Annotated in this window: 15 protein-coding genes and 1 pseudogene; 3 read left to right on the top strand and 13 right to left on the bottom strand. The window is 58.4% G+C overall.

Going from position 1 to position 18,211, the window contains the following annotated elements; translation table 11 throughout:
- Positions 1 to 64 precede the first annotated feature (64 nt).
- Positions 65 to 2,122, bottom strand: coding sequence for a methyl-accepting chemotaxis protein (locus tag CKW20_RS00130; RefSeq protein WP_095051146.1), 2,058 nt, complete (start codon positions 2,120 to 2,122; stop codon positions 65 to 67).
- Positions 2,123 to 2,445: 323 nt separating this feature from the next.
- Here CKW20_RS00130 and CKW20_RS00135 point away from each other — a divergent pair, with 323 nt between their 5' ends.
- Positions 2,446 to 3,663 (top strand): MFS transporter, encoded by a 1,218-nt coding sequence (locus CKW20_RS00135; protein WP_095051147.1) that lies wholly within the window; start codon positions 2,446 to 2,448, stop codon positions 3,661 to 3,663.
- A 371-nt stretch (positions 3,664 to 4,034) separates the two neighbouring features.
- Here the strand turns inward: CKW20_RS00135 and CKW20_RS00140 are convergent, their stop codons facing one another.
- The 3 genes from CKW20_RS00140 to CKW20_RS00150 all read right to left on the bottom strand — a co-directional run bounded on the left by CKW20_RS00140 (position 4,035) and on the right by CKW20_RS00150 (position 7,121).
- On the bottom strand, positions 4,035 to 5,048 hold the full coding sequence (locus CKW20_RS00140) for a 1-aminocyclopropane-1-carboxylate deaminase (RefSeq protein ID WP_095051148.1): 1,014 nt from the start codon (positions 5,046 to 5,048) through the stop codon (positions 4,035 to 4,037).
- Between the two features lie 687 nt (positions 5,049 to 5,735).
- The gene (locus CKW20_RS00145; protein ID WP_095051149.1) at positions 5,736 to 6,371 is read right to left on the bottom strand and encodes a transmembrane anchor protein; all 636 of its coding nucleotides are present in this window, start codon (positions 6,369 to 6,371) and stop codon (positions 5,736 to 5,738) included.
- Positions 6,372 to 6,383: 12 nt separating this feature from the next.
- On the bottom strand, positions 6,384 to 7,121 hold the full coding sequence (locus tag CKW20_RS00150) for a HupE/UreJ family protein (protein ID WP_095051150.1): 738 nt from the start codon (positions 7,119 to 7,121) through the stop codon (positions 6,384 to 6,386).
- 513 nt (positions 7,122 to 7,634) lie between these two features.
- On the opposite strand from CKW20_RS00150, the gene CKW20_RS00160 reads away from it, so the two are divergent.
- On the top strand, positions 7,635 to 7,934 hold the full coding sequence (locus CKW20_RS00160; protein ID WP_095051152.1) for a metal-sensing transcriptional repressor: 300 nt from the start codon (positions 7,635 to 7,637) through the stop codon (positions 7,932 to 7,934).
- 106 nt (positions 7,935 to 8,040) lie between these two features.
- Here CKW20_RS00160 and CKW20_RS00165 read toward each other — a convergent pair whose 3' ends face one another.
- Positions 8,041 to 9,351, bottom strand: coding sequence for an MFS transporter (locus CKW20_RS00165; protein ID WP_095051153.1), 1,311 nt, complete (start codon positions 9,349 to 9,351; stop codon positions 8,041 to 8,043).
- A gap of 286 nt (positions 9,352 to 9,637) precedes the next feature.
- On the opposite strand from CKW20_RS00165, the gene CKW20_RS00170 reads away from it, so the two are divergent.
- The gene (locus CKW20_RS00170; protein WP_095052225.1) at positions 9,638 to 9,769 is read left to right on the top strand and encodes a YHYH domain-containing protein; all 132 of its coding nucleotides are present in this window, start codon (positions 9,638 to 9,640) and stop codon (positions 9,767 to 9,769) included.
- 48 nt (positions 9,770 to 9,817) lie between these two features.
- On the opposite strand, the gene CKW20_RS00175 is transcribed toward CKW20_RS00170, so the two are convergent.
- The 8 genes and pseudogenes from CKW20_RS00175 to CKW20_RS00215 form a co-directional block, all read right to left on the bottom strand.
- Complete coding sequence (locus CKW20_RS00175; RefSeq protein WP_095051154.1) at positions 9,818 to 10,270, bottom strand: chromate resistance protein ChrB domain-containing protein; 453 nt, start codon at positions 10,268 to 10,270, stop codon at positions 9,818 to 9,820.
- A gap of 82 nt (positions 10,271 to 10,352) precedes the next feature.
- Entirely contained in the window at positions 10,353 to 11,711 is a 1,359-nt protein-coding gene (gene chrA / locus CKW20_RS00180) for a chromate efflux transporter (protein ID WP_095051155.1), read from the bottom strand.
- A complete protein-coding gene (locus CKW20_RS00185) occupies positions 11,704 to 12,648 on the bottom strand; it encodes a chromate resistance protein ChrB domain-containing protein (protein ID WP_095051156.1) in 945 nt (314 codons plus the stop codon). Before CKW20_RS00185 ends, chrA begins: the two co-directional genes overlap by 8 nt.
- A gap of 326 nt (positions 12,649 to 12,974) precedes the next feature.
- A complete protein-coding gene (locus CKW20_RS00190) occupies positions 12,975 to 13,244 on the bottom strand; it encodes a hypothetical protein (RefSeq protein WP_095051157.1) in 270 nt (89 codons plus the stop codon).
- Positions 13,241 to 14,222 (bottom strand): annotated as a pseudogene (locus CKW20_RS00195) (integrase domain-containing protein). The gene CKW20_RS00190 and the pseudogene CKW20_RS00195 overlap by 4 nt, the downstream one beginning before the upstream one ends.
- Positions 14,200 to 14,559, bottom strand: a complete 360-nt coding sequence (locus CKW20_RS00200) for a hypothetical protein (protein WP_095051158.1) — start codon at positions 14,557 to 14,559, stop codon at positions 14,200 to 14,202. The pseudogene CKW20_RS00195 and the gene CKW20_RS00200 overlap by 23 nt, the downstream one beginning before the upstream one ends.
- Entirely contained in the window at positions 14,543 to 15,943 is a 1,401-nt protein-coding gene (locus tag CKW20_RS00205; protein WP_095051159.1) for a YfjI family protein, read from the bottom strand. The genes CKW20_RS00200 and CKW20_RS00205 overlap by 17 nt, the downstream gene beginning before the upstream one ends.
- A 990-nt stretch (positions 15,944 to 16,933) precedes the next feature.
- Positions 16,934 to 18,208, bottom strand: a complete 1,275-nt coding sequence (locus CKW20_RS00215) for a tyrosine-type recombinase/integrase (RefSeq protein ID WP_095051160.1) — start codon at positions 18,206 to 18,208, stop codon at positions 16,934 to 16,936.
- Between the last annotated feature and the right edge of the window lie 3 nt (positions 18,209 to 18,211).

Consider the following 18,211-nt stretch of genomic DNA (forward strand, 5'->3'; position numbering starts at 1 on the left):
AATATTTCTCCACACTTTCAACCGCTTATCCCTCTGACCCGAAAAATCAGGCCAAGGCAGGGCGTCAGCCGAGCTGAAATCTCCCGGTATTCGCACTCAAGGCCTTGCTGCCCTGGCTCAAGGTGTCCGCTGCGAGATTCACCGCTCGTGCGCCTTCAAGCAAGCGTACCGCCGCCTGATCGACTTGCTGGATGTTGCCGCTGACTTCATCGGCGGTGCTCGCTTGCTCTTCGACGGCGGTGGCGATCTGCGCCAGGGTATCGGTGACGCTCTGCACCGCGCTGGCGATTTGCCCCAGTCGCTCGCCGAGACCGGTGACAGCTTGCGCATCCGATTGGGCCTGGCCGCAGGCGGCTTCCATCAGGCTTACGGCTTCATTGACGGTGCTGCGCAGGCTGTCGACGGTGCCGGCGATTTGCGCGGTGGAGGACTGGGTGCGTTGCGACAGGCTGCGCACTTCATCGGCCACTACGGCAAAGCCACGACCTTGCTCGCCGGCCCGTGCGGCCTCGATGGCGGCGTTAAGGGCGAGCAGATTGGTCTGCTCGGCCACGCCGCGAATGGTATCGACCACCAATTGAATCTGCTGCCCTTGCTCGCTGACCCGGCCCAGTGCCGCTGCAGTGTCGTTCAAGCGCTGATTGAGCTGCTGAATACTCGCCGTCGTGCGTTGACTGTCGCGGCTGCTGTCGGCGGCGATGCGCTGGGTGTGCTGAGCGCTGCCTGAGGCCTGTTCGCAGCTCTGAGCGACACCTTGAGAGGTGGCCGCCAGTTGCGTGGCCGCAGCGGCGATCTGGCTGATTTGCAACTGCTGAGCCTCGACTTCGCCGAGAGCGCCGCTGGAGTGATCGTTGAGGGTGCGCACCGCGTTGCTCAATTGCAGGGTTTCATGATCGACCCCCAACAGACTGTTGCGCAGTTGCACCACGGCGACATTCAGGGCGGTGCTGATAGCAGCCAGTTCGTCGCGGCCCTGCACCGGTACTTGCAGGCTCAGGTTGCCGTCACGCAACGCTTCGGCCAGTAGCGTGATGCCGCTGGCGCTGCGACGGATCGAAGCCTGCAAACAGATGAACAGGTACAACGCAGCCAGTAGCAGGCAGCCAAAAACTGTCGCCACCAGGGTGAACTGGCGGATGGCCGAGCCGTGGTAATAATCCAGCCGTTGATCCAGCGAAACCAACGATTGCTGGCGCAACGAGGCGAGGTCGCCGAGGAGGGCATCGAGACTGCGTTCAAAGTCTTCCGGCTTGAGGTTGATGCTGCCGCCGAAAACACCCTCGTCCAGCACTTTCAAACCGGCGTCCAGGTGTTTGAGGCTGTCGTGGTATTGCCCGGCCCAGGTTTGCAAGGCGCTGGGCAGGCGCGCTTCCAGCAGGCCAGCGGTTTTAACAAGCTGCTCCCGGGCATCGCCGATGCGACTGCGCAAGTCTCGCAGTTGCAGGCGGCTTTGCAGGGTGAACTGCCCGGACACTACTGAGGCCTGACCGACGGAGGCGAGACGACCGACCCGCTCGATCAGGTCCGGTGCATGCTGGGTGGAAATCTGCGTCAGCAACCAGGTTTCCAGCCACGGGGCGAGGGTCAGGCGACTGTCCATGGCGATTTGTTCGCGCAAGGCTTGCAGAGCACTCAAGGCATTGGTGAAGCGATCGTAACCGTCCGGCCACCAACCGACGCTGCTCAGGCTTTTCGAGTCCAGGCCGGTGAGCGCGCTTTGCAGGGCTTGATAGCGGGTGAGGGTTTGACCCTCGGCGCCTTCGGTTTTAAGGGAATTGCCCAGGTCCGTGGTGGCTTGGGCGACAGCCGGCTGAACTGCGTCGAAGGCTGCCATCGCCGCGATGGTTGCGGGTGTCGGCTGGCGATTGGTTTCGGTGGCGCGCCAACGAGCGGCGCGGTCACGCTGGGCGGTGAGCAGATTGTCGAGCGCATCGAGGGCGAGCAATTGACGAACCCCGGCGCGTTCGCCGGAGATCAGGTTCAACTTGTCACGATAATCCTGACCGATCATCCACAGACTGCCCGCCAGTGGCAGGATAAACAGCAGAAACAGCAGCTGAAATTTGCGCGCGAAGCCGAAGCGCCCCAGTAGCCCGATCCCCGGTGATAAAAAAGCCTGCATGCCCCATGACTCCTCTGGACACCACGCACCATTGGCGTGCGTCGAGGTCATTGCGACCGCGACTCGTGCCCTTCTAAAAGGCCTCGAAAGTTCACCTTGGTCCGCTCTGTAGGCCGACTCTGTAGCGAAACTTCCCATTCTCGGTTCCCTTTGTAAGGGGCCGCGTTGAAGCGGATAAACAAGGCAAGATTCAGACCATGGCTTTGCGCTATCACTTTATTTTTTGAAGTCGTTAGCAGGCTAAGGGGATGGCGCACCTGCACCGAAAAATGGCACATTGACCGACCTGCCAGTGCGCACCCATCCGCAGTACGGAAACTCTCATGGCCATCAGCAACGCTCAGTCCGCCGCCACGTCGGCGTCCGCCACTTCACAAAGTAGTCCGTTGGTCATGCGCATCATCGGCGCGGTGGCGCTGGCGCATTTGATCAACGACCTGATTCAGGCGGTATTGCCGTCGATCTATCCGATGCTCAAGGCCAGCTATGGCCTGACCTTCACCCAGATCGGTCTGATCACCCTGACCTTTCAACTGACGGCCTCGCTGTTGCAGCCATGGGTCGGTTATCACACTGATCGTCATCCCAAGCCGTGGTTATTGCCGGCCGGTACTGTCTGCACATTGATCGGCATTCTAATGATGTCCGTGGTCAGTAACTTCCCGATGATTCTGCTGGCGGCGGGGTTGATCGGTGTCGGCTCATCGACCTTTCACCCGGAAGCTTCTCGTGTGGCGCGGTTGGCTTCGGGTGGGCGTTTCGGCTTGGCGCAGTCGACATTTCAGGTCGGCGGTAATGCGGGCTCGGCTTTCGGTCCGCTGCTGGCAGCGGCGATCATCATTCCCTACGGTCAGGGTCATGTGGCCTGGTTCGGATTGTTCGCGCTGTTTGCGTTGTTCGTGCTGTATCGGATCAGTCGCTGGTACGCCAACCACCTAAACCTGTTCAAGCTCAAACAAGGTCAGACAGCGACTCACGGCTTGTCGAAAGGCCGGGTGATCAGCGCATTGGTGGTACTCGGGTTGCTGGTGTTCTCCAAGTATTTCTACATGGCCAGCCTCACCAGTTACTTCACGTTCTACCTGATTGAAAAATTCGACTTGTCGGTGGCCAGTTCGCAGCTGCACCTGTTCCTGTTTCTCGGTGCGGTAGCGGCAGGGACTTTCTTCGGCGGGCCGATCGGCGACAAGATCGGGCGCAAGGCGGTGATCTGGTTCTCCATCCTTGGCGTCGCACCGTTCACCCTGATGCTGCCCCACGTCGACCTGTTCTGGACCAGCGTCCTGGCCGTGGTGATCGGTTTCATCCTCGCCTCGGCATTCTCGGCCATCGTGGTGTATGCGCAAGAACTGGTGCCGGGAAATGTCGGGATGATTGCCGGGATATTCTTCGGCCTGATGTTCGGCTTCGGCGGGATTGGCGCAGCGTTGCTCGGGCATCTGGCGGATATTCACGGCATCGAGTACGTGTACTTTCTGTGTTCGTTCTTGCCGCTGCTTGGCGTCTTGGCGATCTTTCTGCCACGGACCAAAAAGGCCTGATGCGGACCCGACTGGTATAGGCATTTATGGAGTTGAAACGGGCACCAACAGCCGTGATTGCCATTTGCGAAAATCACTACCCTGGTGGAAACTTCGCGCCTTTCTGGACTCGATAAGGACGCGAGCAGTGGAGTTCGACAGGAATCAATTTATCGCCAACCACGGCATTACCTTCAGCGTCCACCCGTTTCAGCATCACCGCCGGGATCTTTACGGCGGCTGGCTCTAAAGTGCCGGTCATTGGTCTCGCTGCCGGACCGGCGGCAGGCAATAACGGTAGTGGCACATTGATGCGGATGACGAAGAGGAGTTAGTAGGGCCTTATTGCGTGCGTTAACTTCTCGATCGCAGCTTGTGACCTTTTACAAAAATCAGCCGTTTCGATAGACATAGCTATACGCGTTAATCGCTGGTACACCGCCGAGATGTGCATAGAGAACCTTCGATCCATCCGGGAAAAACCCCTGGCGGACGAGATCGATGAGGCCTTGCATGGATTTTCCCTCATAGACCGGGTCTGTCATCATGCCTTCCATGCGAGCGCACAACCGAATGGCTGTATTGGTTTCTTCTGATGGAATGCCATAGGCCGGATAGGCATATTCTTCTTTAAGGACAACATCGTCAGCTGTGATTTCCTGGCCAAGTCCAATAAGCTTCGCCGTATGTTGAGCGATTGCCAGCACTTGTGCCCTGGTTTGTTCAGGTGTGGCGGAGGCGTCGATACCAATCACATTGCGCGCACGACCATCCTTGGCAAATCCCACCAACATGCCTGCATGTGTGGAGCCGGTCACAGTGCAGACGATGATGTAATCAAACCTGATCCCCATCCTGGCCTCTTGCTCGCGTACTTCTTCGGCGAAGCCAACATAGCCCAGACCTCCATATTTGTGCATGGAAGCGCCGGCGGGAATTGCATACGGTTTGCCTCCTTTCGCCTTGACGTCTTCTAGCGCCCGCTCCCAGCTCTCGCGGATACCGATATCGAAACCTTCATCGACGAATTCAATCTCCGCCCCCAGCACGCGGCTCATCAGGATATTCCCGACCCGGTCGTAGACCGCATCCGGGAATGGAACCCAGCTTTCTTGAACGAGACGGCACTTCATGCCGAGTTTGGCAGCGACAGCCGCGACCTGGCGCGTGTGGTTTGACTGGACGCCACCGATGGACACCAGCGTGTCCGCCTGCGAGGCAATGGCATCGGGAATGATGTATTCCAGCTTGCGGATCTTGTTGCCGCCAAACGCAAGTCCGGAGTTGCAATCCTCTCGTTTGGCATAGAGCTCGATATTGCCACCGAGACATGCCGACAGACGATTCAGTTTCTCGATCGGCGTTGGGCCAAACATGAGTGGATAGCGTTCAAATTTTTCCAACATGACGGTTCTCCAGATCAGGGATGAACCGTTTTTAGTCTAGCAGAGCGCCTGTGAGGGAGTTGCGCGTCAGGCACCGCGATCCCAAAAAGCAAAATCCCCGTATCAGCGAGTGATTACGGGGATTTTCAGTCTATCGAGTTCCGTGTAAATCCACGGTCATCGTTACACGTTAAAGCAGAAGTCATAGGGTGTAGGCCTCATGAAATATAGGTTTTAGTACGGTTTAACATGAGTCATACCCGGTTTAGCGCCCGGTTTGAAGCTGCGTATGATTTTACTTTTGCGGCGGTTGCGTTGCTCTCAGCACGCTGAAAATTTTAGCCAAACTGTTGCATCGACCGGTCGAATCCACACCCCAAAATAGACATTAATTGGTGTCGTTCAATCGCCGGATGTGGGGCTAAAGCATTTCGTCATGCAGAAGCAAACAAGGCCGCAAATGCGGCCTTGCCTTTTTAAGGGTATTACTCGTGTGAGTGCCCGTGATCGGCACTCTCGGAGGTTGCGCCTTTCTCTCCGCCGCCGCATGCCGTCATCAGGCCAAGGAGGCAGGTCAGGAGCATCGAACGAATCAGAGTGGTTGGGGTTTTCATGGGAAGGCTCTTCAAAAAATTTATTAAATCAATGGGTCTGTAGTCAGGCTGAACCCTGCGTTTTCGGCAGTAGGACAGCCATCGCTGTTTCGGACTATTGTTTGACGCTCAAGTAATCGCCAGTCGTTTTGAGTGAGATGGTCACGTCGTTATTGCTGCGATTGCGCCAGAACCAACCGTGGGTGCCGTCAAAAATGGCGGTGAATTCACCTTTGTCACCATTCACTTGCTTGCCCTTGGTGTAACTGTGGAAGTAACCTTTTTCACCGTTGTAGGGCTCGCCATGAGTGTCGTAGTTCACAGGCCCACCAGCCGTTGTCCATTCATAGCTGACAGTTTTGTTCTTCAACATTTCCAGCTTGATTTCCGTCCCTTCACCTGGCTTGAGCGTGACGGTCATTTGATTCGTCTTCAAAGCTGGGTCAGGTGTCATCACTGGCTGAGTAACAGGTTTCGCAGCAGGTTGGACTTGCGCAACTTGACGCTCTGGAGCTGCCGGTTGCGATGGAGTGGTATCCGCTAAAGCTTCCTGGGCTAGGGTGATTTTCAGTTCGCCCATTTGCGTCAGACCCAGTGCGCGGCCCACGCCCGTAGGATCAACGGCATATTCCGCAGGCATGACCACGGTCACCAGAAGGCCGACCGCAGTCAGCAGTGCAATGACAGTCGAACGCACCAATTGGCGAGTACTAGGCAATTCATTAACGGTTGGAAGTGGAGTATTGAACATGGTCAGAATTCCTTACGCGGAGACAAACAGGCCGGTGATTTGGTAACCCATCAGCAGGAAACCGGCACTCATCATTGCGACGTTAACGGTGTAGGCATGGCGCCAGAAACTGCCGGTGCGCCGCCAATACCCCATCAAAATAAGAATCGCGCTGAGGGCCAGTAATTGTCCGATCTCGACGCCGACGTTGAAGGCGAGCAGGTTGGGAATCAGGCCATCAGGTGAGATCTCGTATTCCTGGATCTTGGTGGCCAGACCGAAACCGTGAAGCAGGCCGAAAACCAGCGTGGCCACCTTGGTATCAGGTTGGAAACCGAACCAGCGCTGGAACGCGCCCAGGTTGTCGAGCGCCTTGTACACCACCGAGAAACCAATGATGGCGTCGATAATGTAGGAGCTGATGCTGACCTCGGTCAGCACGCCAAGCAGCAGCGTGACCGAGTGGCCTACAGCGAATAGTGTGACGTAGAGCCCCACGTCTTTCAGTCGGTAGAGGAAGAAGATCACCCCGAACAGAAACAGCAGGTGGTCGTAGCCCGTCATCATGTGCTTGGCGCCCATGTAGATGAAGGGCAGTAACATGACGCCGGAGCTTTCCTGGATGAAACCTTTATCCCCTTCGGCGACGGCATGAGCCATCGCCTCGGGCATTGCGAGGAAAAGTGACGCGACAAATAAAAACAACAGCAGTAGCAGGCGACGCGAAGGCGCAGTAAATGCGTCAACGCCGCTCATCGAGTGCGAATGCATAGATCAATCCTATGTTGCAGGGATCAAAGGCCGCAGGGCGGCCATGGTCAGGATGCGAACGAAGGACGAGGTGGACGCTCGATCAAGGAAATCGGTGGGCGCGGAACGGAATAGCGAGGGGCATCGACTCGCATGGATAGCTTCGGCTGTACAGCGAAAGTCAACGCAGAAGTGAGTTGTGGCGTCTCGTGCTGATGGTCAGGGGTCAACGGCGAGTGATAGTGATCCGAGCAGCTCGCACACGATATCTCGGCTTGCTCGTCATGAGAGTGGTGGGCGTCTTGAGCAATCTCCCAGGAGGGCTGCTCCGACATCACCAACAGCGTACGGGTATGCCCGGCCCAAGCCATGAACATGGCGAGAGCAAGCGCGAATACCACCGTCGTTGTCAGTGTTCTGCTGAACATAGTGATCGTGTTTCGACTCGTTTACTTAGGACTGTGGTGCGTTTGACCATATCCCCCTAGGGGGATAGGATGCCAGCGTAATTCATTGAGGCCCGAGGCTCAAGTCATGAGTGAGCACGAACACGAACACAGCCATCCCCATACCCACCAAAGCCACGAGGCGATCATCAAGCGCCTCAAGCGGGCGGACGGCCATCTGCGCAGCATCATCACCATGATCGAAGAGGGTCGTGAGTGCGTGGACATCGCCCAGCAGCTGCATGCTGTCGAGAAAGCGGTGTGCCAGGCCAAGCGCACACTGATCCAGGATCACATTGATCACTGCCTGGAGGACACCGTTTCGGCGCTGAACAATGGTGAGCGCGCACCGCTGGAAGCCTTCAAACAAATCACCAAGTACCTCTAGGCCTGACACGCAGCATTGCGCTGGAGGAGCGCGACAGGATTGCCGCCCAAATCAAAGTTGATCCAGACACCCGGCTAGGGCATCGCTGAGAAACGATGCTGATGGGTTACCTGTTCGGCCAGCGACGATGCTGGTCATCAATGACATATGGATGCTGATGATCGGTGCCACCGTGCTCATTCAGGTGAGTGTGACCTTCCGGCAGGTTCTCATGGGTATGCTTGATTGACTCCAGGTCATGCGCTGGACGCCAGATCACCATGCTGACCAACAATGCACCAGCTGCTACCACGGCGAGCCCGACAAACGATGCAGTCAGGCTGATGTCGGCACCCAGCCATCCCGCTAATGGATAGGTAATCAACCAGCAGGCGTGGGACAAGGCAAATTGGGCGGCAAACAGTGCCGGGCGGTCCTCGGCGTGCGCCGAGCGACGCAATAGTCGACCGCTCGGGGTCTGGGCCAGCGAATAACCCATGCCCAGTACCACCCACAGAGGTAGCAGGAAGTTGTAGGTGGTCAGGTTGATGCCAATGGCCAGGCCGGCAACCAGTATCCCCCCGCCAAACAGCATGGCCGTTCGGTCCTTGATGTCTTTCAACAGACGAGGCAATACCAGGGCTGCGATCATGGAGCCACCGCCGAACGCGGCCAGCGCCAGTGCTGTGGAGCTCTGAGGCAAAGCGAAGCGCGATTGGACCAGCACCACCGTATTGACGATAACCATGGCACTGGCCGCCGCTACCGTCAGGTTTAACGCCAACAGCCCGCGCAAGCGAGGCGTTGCCAGGAAGATGCGCATGCCGCGGGTAGTCCGCTCGTAAATACTGCGCCGTGGCGTCTGCTTCGCCTTCGGCAGCAGGACTGTCGAGACCAGAGCTGCCGAGGCGAGAAAACCGATGACGGTGCCGGCGAACAGACTATGGAAGCTGACCACGCTCAGCAACGCGGCGGCGAGCATCGGGCTGGCGACGCTCTCGAGATCGTAGGCCAGGCGCGATAGGGACAGGGCACGAGTGTAGTCGTCCTCATCCGGCAGTATGTCCGGAATGGTCGCTTGAAATGTTGGGGTGAATGCGGCTGAGGCTGATTGCAGGACAAAAATCAGTACGTAGACCTGCCAGACCTCCGTCACGAACGGCAGGGCAAGCGCGACCAGAGCACGTACCAAGTCCAGTGAGACCAGCATAGTCTTACGTGGCAGGCGTTCTGCAAAAGCCGCGGCGATCGGCGCAACGCCGATATAGGCCGTCATTTTGATCGCCAACGCTGTACCGAGGACTGCACCCGCTTGGGCTCCCGCAAGGTCGAAGGCCAGCAGTCCCAATGCGACGGTCGCAAGGCCTGTACCGACCAACGCAATCACTTGGGCGAGGAAGATATGACGGTAGGTTCGGTTGGCGAGGATTTTCAGCATGGGCATCTCACAAGGCAGGGCGCGTGATCACTTGGTTGTCGAATGTTGCTTGAAGAAAGAGAGCGGCGAGTTCTCCGTTTGCGGGTGACTCTATATCCCCCTAGGGGGGATATGAGAACATCCTAAACCAGAGGCAGTGGCAGCTCAAGAAATAGGCGCGCAGCCTTTCGTCGAATGGTCGGGAGATGAGTGAGGTAGCTGCCTGCTCGATAAAGGCAATTGGCCGTATTCTGAGAGACGTGAGGGATCTCACGCCTATAACAACATGAGCATGGAGCAAGCCCTGATGAAACTGTCTGCCATTCTGATCGCCGCTGTACTCTCGATTACTTCCGTCGCTGCCTTCGCCCATAGCGGTGGCACTGATGCAAAAGGTTGTCATCGCAACCACAAGACCAACGATTACCACTGCCACTAAATGGTAAAAGCCCAGCGTCAGGCTGGGCTTTGGTACGAGCGGGCCTCCTCACATCTGTGGAGGCCAATTATGCGATTCGCCCTGGCAATCCTTGCACCAGGCATAGAGCGCGTCGTACAGGATCAGGCCGCGCGCGAGCATTTCATGGTCATCGGTAAAACGCTGCGACAGGCCCAGTGAAATCGCGTACAACCCCGCCGATTGTGGTGTCAGATCCAGCCGGGAGGTATCAGCCCCTCGCACGATCCTGGCCAGATGTTGCAAGGCAGGCTCGCTGAGCTGGTACTTCTTCAGGAAGGCATCGAAGCTGCACAACTCGCCCTCGTGGGTAAGCTCGACACCGGGAATGTCGTAGGGCGCCGCGTCTCTCTCTGCTGCAATCCGCAGCACATCAGCGCTGGGCACGTATAGGAACTCGGCCTGAGGATCAATAAAGCGGGTGATCAGCCAGGGACAGGCGATACGGTCGATCTTGGGTCGTTCGCGGGTAATCCACCTCATGGAACACCTCCTGCCTAACTCAGTAGGCTGGTGGTCTGGCAGGCCCAGTGCCCGCCAGAGATTGTCAGTCAGTCCGCGTGCTCTAGCGCAGCAGATGCACTGCCAAGCCGATGAGCGCACAGGCCATCAGTACCTGAATCACGCCGCGCTTGAAGCGGAACAAGGCGACTGCCGCGGCGATTGCAATCAGCGCGGAAGGCCAGTCGAGACTGCCGCTGAAACCTGTTGGCCACAGCACGTGGTAGCCAAAGAAACACGCCAGGTTGAGGATCACCCCCACCACGGCGGCGGTAACCCCTGTCAGCGGCGCAGTGAACTTGAGTTCGTTGTGGGTCGACTCCACCAGCGGGCCGCCGGCGAGAATGAACAGGAACGAAGGCAGGAAGGTGAACCAGGTCACCAGGCTGGCCGCGATGGCACCGGCCAGAAACACTTGATCGGCGCCGAACACCTGCGAGACATAAGCCCCGACAAAGCCGACGAAAGCCACCACCATGATCAGTGGCCCGGGCGTGGTTTCCCCCAGGGCCAGGCCATCGATCATCTGGGTCGGAGTCAACCAGCCATAGTGGCCGACTGCGCCCTGATACACATAGGGCAGCACGGCATAGGCGCCGCCGAACGTCAGCAATGCGGCCTTGGTAAAGAACCAGCCCATCTGGGTCAGGGTGCCGTGCCAGCCATAGAGCGCAGTCAGCGCACCCATCGGCAACGCCCACAGCGCTGCGCCAATGAGCGCCAGCAGCGCCAGTTTCAGCCAGCTAAAGCGGGCATGCTCGGGAGATGGGGTGTCGTCATCGATCAAGGCCGGGCCGAATGACTTTTTGGCGGCGCTATGGCCCCCGGCCCTGAATTTCTCTGGAGCCAGCCTTCCTCCCATATAACCGATCAGTGCTGCACCCAGCACGATCAGCGGGAACGGGACATTGAAGGCGAAGATCGCGGTAAACGACGCCGCCGCCATGGCCCAGAGCCAATTGTTCTTCAGCGCCCGTGAGCCGATGCGGTGGGCCGCTTGTACGACGATCGCCGTCACAGCAGGCTTGATGCCATAGAAGAGTCCGGCCACCACCGGCACTTCGCCAAAGGCAATGTACATCCAGGACAAGGCGATCAGAATAAACAGTGAGGGCAACACAAACAGCGCTCCGGCGATCACTCCACCCCAGGTTCGATGCATCAGCCAGCCGATGTAGGTCGCCAACTGCTGGGCCTCGGGCCCGGGCAGCAACATGCAGTAGTTGAGGGCATGCAGGAAGCGCCGCTCGGAAATCCAGCGCCGGCGTTCTACCAACTCCTGGTGCATGATCGAAATCTGTCCCGCAGGCCCGCCGAAGCTGATGAAGCCGAGCTTCAGCCAGAACCAGAACGCCTCACGCAAACTGATCGCCTCAGGTCTTGGCAGATACTCTTCAACGACAGATGGGGAAACCTTACTCATTGGGTTGTTCCTCTTTCACAAACTCGGCGAGCAGGCCGTCGAAGATGGCACTTGCGGCGGCCAACAGATGGTCGTCATGAGTAATGGTTTCGCGCAATCCTGCCAGCACGCGCTCGATGCCGGCAGCCTCCACCGGTTGAATGCCCCCGACATCGAGGTAGTGCACCAAGGCCGCGATGCGGTTCAGGCCAGGCTCTTGAAGTTCAAAACTGGCTTGCAGGGTTTCGAAGGTCACCCGGTTGCCGACATGGCTGAAGGTCGCCTCATCGAAATCAAAACCCAAGGCATCGGCTGGACAGTCTATTGGGCTGTTGAGCCAGAGGATCTGGGCTTGGGGGTCAATGAAGCGGCTTATCAGCCAGGCACAGGCCAGCCGGTCGACCCAGGGACGCTTGCGTGTTGCCCAGACTCGACCCTGATAATCGCCAAGATTGAGTGCCATTATTGGTTGGTTGCGGCTGTGTGGCTCATCCGGAGACAGGGCTCTGCTGACCGCCGTCTCTAGCTCCTGCAAAGCCGAATCAATCTGCTGCTTCGGCTTACCTGGAAAGTAATCGATGCTGGCCAGCTGATCGTAGGCTTTGCGCAGCTTGCGAATCTGTTTGGTTATAGCCAGCGCATTTTCAGCGTTGAGCTGCCCACGGCACTCTTCGATCTCAGTGCGCAGCTTGTTGTAGTCCTCGCTACGGTCGAACAGCTCGACAAAGCGCTCACCGTGAGGATCGACGACAGGCAGGATATAAGCGGTGCCGTTGATAGCTAGGATGTCGCGTTCGACAGACGCCAGCGCTTCACGGCAGACACCGTTATCAGGCAACAGATAGGCCCCATCGCGCAAAACCGCCGCACCTGAAGCTTTTAGCGCGCGCCAGGCTCGCATGCGCTCGGTGGCATTAGCAGTGGGTAAACCGAGAATCAGTGTCAGCCAATTATTCATGTAGAGTAAGCTATTTATTTTGTAGTTATTATTACATTATATGTGTTTTTAGTGTTTGGAAAGCCATCCTTCAAAACTAGGGTTTTGGCGAGGCGAGCTGGAGAGCGCGCGACTAGCGCAAGCAGCGTCAGTAGATGCAGATGTGGACAGTGTCAGCGGTGACTGGCCAATAAACCGCATCCAGATTAATGACTTGTATCGGCTCATTTTTTGCTGGTGCGGCGGTGTGCTTCGAGCAGGTTCATTTTGCAAGAGAATGTGCATGCTAAGGTGGATGAGGGCGGTCAAGTGGTGGGCTGGCTACCTACGAATATTCGAGCGACCGTTCAGATTTCTCGGTCATTCCCTAATCGTTTCCAGACCAATAGAGCGGTGAGCCGATAGTAATACCGGGTGGCATCGGAGTGGCCTTTCAGGTGTTGAGTGAGAAACCAACGCACATGCTTGAGCTGCCAGGTCCAGGGGTTATCTCGCTGCCATCGTTGTTGAATGGCCGCTTGCATGATTCGGGCTTGCCGTAGGTGTCGTTGCTGCGTGACCTTCGAACCGGTCAGTACGCCGCTCAGGAACAGCGCCATATCGAAGGGTTTGCTCACGCTCGGCCTCCAATGTAGGCCGAAACCACATCGACTCGGTTATGCCCGAGCTCAAGGCTGATCTGTTGCCGCGCCTGTTGATCAATGGCGCGATCAATGCGATAGCCGTGGCCACCATTGATCGGTGCGGCGTGGCCCGTGAGCTGCTCGTAACGCTCGCAGGCATAGGCCGCTCGCAGTTCATGAAAACCCTTCAGCCCGTGTTCATGCAGCGTTTCGCGGGCGGGGCGCACGGTCTGTTGCAGGAATGCGGCGTAGCTTTCGTCGCGGGACAGCAAGTTGCGGCTGCCGGTCGGCGACGCATCACGGGCCAACTGCAGTGCCGCCTTCACCGCTTCATTGGCCACGACCCATCGCTGTGCTGAAGCCCCTGAGCGGCCGCCTTTGGTGCCGTCCTGAATGTTGATGCGGCCTAAGTGGTCGGCTTCGCGTTGCAGTCGTGGCAGGTCAGCCAGGATCGCTTCGCGCAGGCGCATACCGGTTGTTCGGGCCAACAGGACAATCGCGGCCACCCGCTCGTGTTGCTGTTCGCCAAGCGCTTCGAGTACTCGCCGCACCTGTTGGCGGTCTTGGCCATCCGGGGCGCGGGTGCGTACGCTCGAGCGCTGCTGGCCTAACGCCTGGCTCGGACTGGCGATCCTCACGTCCTGATCACCGCGCAGCGCAGCGAGGGTACGGTTGACGCTGCTCAGGCGGTTCTGCGCGGTAGCGATGCAGAGTTCACCTTGCTGGATTTGCTGGTGCAGGTAAGCGGCGTAGTCTTGCAGCGATCCGGCGATCGATCTGGCGCGCATCGTTGTAACCGGGGCCGTCCTCCGACCGACACCAACGCACGAACGCTTGCCAGCGATCGCTATGCGCTTTGACCGTGGCGAAGTGGCCGCCGGCAAACAGATCCTTGAGCGCTTGTGGGCCGGCGTAGCTCAGCTGACGACCGTAGCCAAAGTTACGACCATCACGCCGACCGACTAGAGCCATCATCATCACCGTTTTCGTTTGATTGCAGAAAGCGCAGTAGGGCTTTCCAGTGGGGGCTGATCCTGTCCACCTGCTGCCAGTGTGTCGGGCGGATCAGGAGGGCGTTCTCCTGGTGTTGCAGCAGTGCCCCTTCTTCGCGCAGTTGCTCGATCAGCAGGGCGAGGTTGGCAGGCTCAAATGGTGGTGTGGCGACAGCGGCGACAGTGGCGACAACCCGCGTCGTTTCTGGCCTGACGCGTGGCGACAGGGTGGCGACTGAGGCGGCGACACACCGCGATTCTGGCTGCGGTTGATGTTGCGTCTGGTAGCGGCGCACCGCGTCATTGAGGCGAAACATGGCGAACCTCGAAAGTTTTTCCGTCGCGGCTGCTCAGCCAGCGATGAGTGATCAGCACGACCAATAGAGAGGCGGTATGGTCAGCGCTCTTGCGGGCAAAACGAGGGCCGTTGCGATTGACGTCGCGAATGGTGAACTGAGTCCAGCCTTTCTGCAGCAGCCAGCGCAGCAGTCGATCCGCCTCTTCGCATCGGCCATCGACCGGCGCCTGTTCGGTCAGGCGCTGGATTTCGGCCAGGTAGTAATCCATCAGGGTGGAGGCGCGCTGGACGTGTGCTTCTTCCAAGACACTGGCCTCTTCAACCATGGCCAGCACGCCCGCGATACGCAGTACATTCGCCGCGGCCTTGCCTGCGACAGGCTGGACCCCGGCAAGCTCGCCGAATTCGCCAGACTGGCACTCGATGGTGTCGTGAATATCAATCCAGGCCCGACGGGCACGGGCAGTCAGTTCCAGCGTGGCGGGATTCAGTGAACCATCCTGGTGAAGCGACCAGGGCTGTTGCAGCAAGGCGGTGATCCGCTGTTGGTAGCGCTGGATTTTGGCATCTCGGGTCAGGTCGATCGCCTTGTAGAGTCGCTGGCCGGCCAGGCGCTCGGGCCAACTGATCAGGCAACGGCCGAGGATGCCTTGGCCATTGATCACCGGGTCTTTGAACAGTTGATTGGCCAGGTAGGGTTGCAGCATCAAATGCAGGCTGAGGCGGCGGTCATAGGCGCGTAGGCTTTCTCCGGTCGTGGAGCGCGCCCGGTCGATCGGGCTGCCATCCCACAGCATCGACAAGGTGGTGATTGCCTTGAGCAGGTTCTCTTTGCTCATGGTGCTGCTGCCCAAGAACTGGCCACCTTCATCATTGAACAAGCCCATGCAGGGCAAGCCCTGGCACAGGCTTTTGACCAGGGCCTCAATGGTCGGCTCGGCAATGATCAGTCTCGGCGGGACTGGCTCGGATAGCTCATCGTCTTTCGCCTCCGCGTGTTTCTTTGAGGTTTTGGGTTTGGCCATGATGCTGGTAGCGGCGCGATAGGTTTTGAGCTTTTCCGCATACAGGGCCCACTGCTGCCGTTCCCAGTCGCGCGCCGCCTTCAGTGCCAGATGGTCCACCGCGCTTTTGCGATCACCCGAGGACGCCACCGTCAGTAGGTAGAGGGACAGCGGATAGGTTCGGCCGTCGAGTTGGACATTGGCATGACCCTGGCTCACCAGGGCAGCAGTAGCCAGCACCGACTGTGCAGCCATGGCGCAGGGCACGCCGATCACCTCGGCCAGTCGTTCGACCGCAGGGCCCAACATATCCCCGAGTGCTTCGACCGGGTAGGGCAGTGGCGCCTGCTGGTATTCCAGCAAGGGTTGTGGTGGCTCGAACGCTTCGCACAGTTGCATCGCAATTCTCCTGAGATTGTCGACTTCGTCCTCACTCATCCCGCCACGGTTGTTGAGTGTTATCAGGGATCAAGGCCCCTGCGACCTGTGAGGGTTGTCCACTAGCGCGGGACTGACGGCTCCTTACGACCGAGAGCTTGGGCATCTCATGATCTGGCCTCCTGAGCACTTCCGAAGAAGTGGGCGGGTGGAGGCTGCGCTGGCTGACGAGACCAATGCCGCGAGATCCTGAGTTGGGTGAAGGCAGTGATGCGATGACCGGGTCATGCCTGACTGTCAGTCAGGTGCAGTCCATTCCATGGGCTGCGGCACCGTCATTGGCATCGCTGTTGCTGGTGACTTTTCGGTGTTTGTCACGCCGATTGTCACGAGGGGGAAAGCCGCAAAGGCCCGTGCGAGCAGGGCTGCAGCAGTGGCAGGAGCGCCCGTCTCTTTAGGGGGCAAAGAGACGGGCAACAGGTTGGCGCAAGAAATGGCCAAGCGGATAAGTTGCTGCAGAGCAGCCAGGAGGGGGCATGAGTTGCCGCAGTGGGCATTCTGGAAGAGTGGGCATCCATCACATCGTTGTGAGCGTGCGAGCCGCCGGACGCTAATCGCACTTGGGGGAGAACCACCACGATGTGGCGTAGCCTCAAAGGTTCTGGCTACCTGGGGTGCTGTCGAGGACAGCGCTTGTACGGTTCTGGTTTAGCGCTCGTTTTGCTCGCGGTCAACCGTATTTGGGGGGCGACTCTTGCGCCAATCGGTAGCGGTGGAAGACCTTAGAAGTCGGTGGCTTTCCATGGCCGGGTGGTCGTTCGTCGGTTTTTAATGTGAGCCCGCGCGGACGGGAATGCGGAGCCTTCCCGCCCGAGTAGGCTTGGCCGAAAAAGCCCCAAGAGCGAGGCTTGCAACGGCGACAGTCGCCACCTCTGTCGCCATGCTGCAGGCCAGGTATTACGCGGGTTGTCGCCACTGTCGCCACTGTCGCCAGGGGGAGAGTGGCGGCCCTTAGCGAATGGCAGTTCGGTTTAGTGGCATGACATTGCATTCACCTCGTCTCCACGCATCCAGCATGTCTGCCCACTGCTGCATCATGTTTGTGCGATCCGCCATGTACTCGGCTTGGTTGTATGTGCGCCGTACCGCATTGGGTTCAGCATGGGCGAGTTGCCGCTCGATCCAATCAGCGGGATAACCCATCTCGTTGAGGCGGGTGCTCCCGGTGGTTCTGGTGGCATGAGGGCTGTACTTGCCGCTCCAGCCCAAGGACTTGAGCATCTGTCGAAATGACGCTGCGACCATAGGCTTCGTACGCTCATCTCGATGGGGGAATAGGTGCTCATACCTGCCGGTAACGGTGTGCAGACCGCGCAGCATGTCCACTGCTTGGGTTGGGAGGGGGACATTGTGCTCCTTGCGTTTCTTCATGCGCTCAGCAGGAATCCGCCAGCGGGCAGCATCCAGGTCGAACTCATCCCAGCGTGCCTCGACTGCTTCATTCGGACGACAGAGCGTGAACCACATCAGGCGGAACGCGATGGCGGTTTCGTGACGTCCGCAATGACCTTCTACGTCACGCAAGAGTTGGCCGATTTCATCTACCGTAAGCGGGCGCTTGTGTTGGGTTTTGTTGGCCGGAAGGGCTCTGCGGACTGGATAGACCGGGTCGGTATCAGCTCGTAGCGTCGAAACCGCGAGTTCAAAGATGCCAGACATACTACGCTTGGCCGCTGCCGCAACCGTCAGGCCATTCTTCTTCGCTGAGGTGGTAAGTACATCAAGGATGTGTGCGGGGGTGATGCTTTTGATCGGCCACAGACCGATCTTGGGAAAAACCACGCGTTCGAGCATTTCCAGTCGTTTGACCTTGGTGATCTCTTCCCAGTCTTTCAGTGCAAGCCATTCCTTTGCAACTGTCTCAAAGGTGGTGGCGTTGTCCTGCTGCTGTTTGATGCGAGTGAGTTGCCGATGCCGGGCGGGGTTGATGCCTTGCTTCACTAGGTCTCTGGCTTTGACGCGCTCGTCGCGCGCTTCTGCCAGGGTAAAGCGTCGACCTTTTCGGCGGGCCAGGGCGTCTTCTTCAGCTTCGCCGCGAGGCGGAAGCACATAGTCGCCAACAGCAAAGGTACTTTCTTTGGTTGTATCCCCGGTTCGTATCGCGAAGCGATAGCGCCACGCTTTGGTACCGTTGGGTTTGACCTCGAGATACAAGCCTTTCCCATCGGTGAGCTTGTAAGGTTTGTCCTTGGGCTTTGCGGTGCGGCATTGGGTATCGGTGAGCATGGG

Source organism: Pseudomonas sp. Irchel s3b2 (genome assembly GCF_900187445.1).
GTDB lineage: Bacteria > Pseudomonadota > Gammaproteobacteria > Pseudomonadales > Pseudomonadaceae > Aquipseudomonas.

Coding starts and splice junctions, on each gene's coding strand:
- CKW20_RS00150 (WP_095051150.1), bottom strand. CDS start 7,121: ATGCATTCGCACTCGATGAGCGGCGTTGACGCATTTACTGCGCCTTCG.
- chrA (WP_095051155.1), bottom strand. CDS start 11,711: ATGAGTAAGGTTTCCCCATCTGTCGTTGAAGAGTATCTGCCAAGACCT.
- CKW20_RS00170 (WP_095052225.1), top strand. CDS start 9,638: ATGAAACTGTCTGCCATTCTGATCGCCGCTGTACTCTCGATTACTTCC.
- CKW20_RS00145 (WP_095051149.1), bottom strand. CDS start 6,371: ATGTTCAATACTCCACTTCCAACCGTTAATGAATTGCCTAGTACTCGC.
- CKW20_RS00200 (WP_095051158.1), bottom strand. CDS start 14,559: ATGTTTCGCCTCAATGACGCGGTGCGCCGCTACCAGACGCAACATCAA.
- CKW20_RS00215 (WP_095051160.1), bottom strand. CDS start 18,208: ATGCTCACCGATACCCAATGCCGCACCGCAAAGCCCAAGGACAAACCT.
- CKW20_RS00130 (WP_095051146.1), bottom strand. CDS start 2,122: ATGCAGGCTTTTTTATCACCGGGGATCGGGCTACTGGGGCGCTTCGGC.
- CKW20_RS00165 (WP_095051153.1), bottom strand. CDS start 9,351: ATGCTGAAAATCCTCGCCAACCGAACCTACCGTCATATCTTCCTCGCC.
- CKW20_RS00140 (WP_095051148.1), bottom strand. CDS start 5,048: ATGTTGGAAAAATTTGAACGCTATCCACTCATGTTTGGCCCAACGCCG.
- CKW20_RS00175 (WP_095051154.1), bottom strand. CDS start 10,270: ATGAGGTGGATTACCCGCGAACGACCCAAGATCGACCGTATCGCCTGT.
- CKW20_RS00135 (WP_095051147.1), top strand. CDS start 2,446: ATGGCCATCAGCAACGCTCAGTCCGCCGCCACGTCGGCGTCCGCCACT.
- CKW20_RS00160 (WP_095051152.1), top strand. CDS start 7,635: ATGAGTGAGCACGAACACGAACACAGCCATCCCCATACCCACCAAAGC.
- CKW20_RS00205 (WP_095051159.1), bottom strand. CDS start 15,943: ATGCAACTGTGCGAAGCGTTCGAGCCACCACAACCCTTGCTGGAATAC.
- CKW20_RS00185 (WP_095051156.1), bottom strand. CDS start 12,648: ATGAATAATTGGCTGACACTGATTCTCGGTTTACCCACTGCTAATGCC.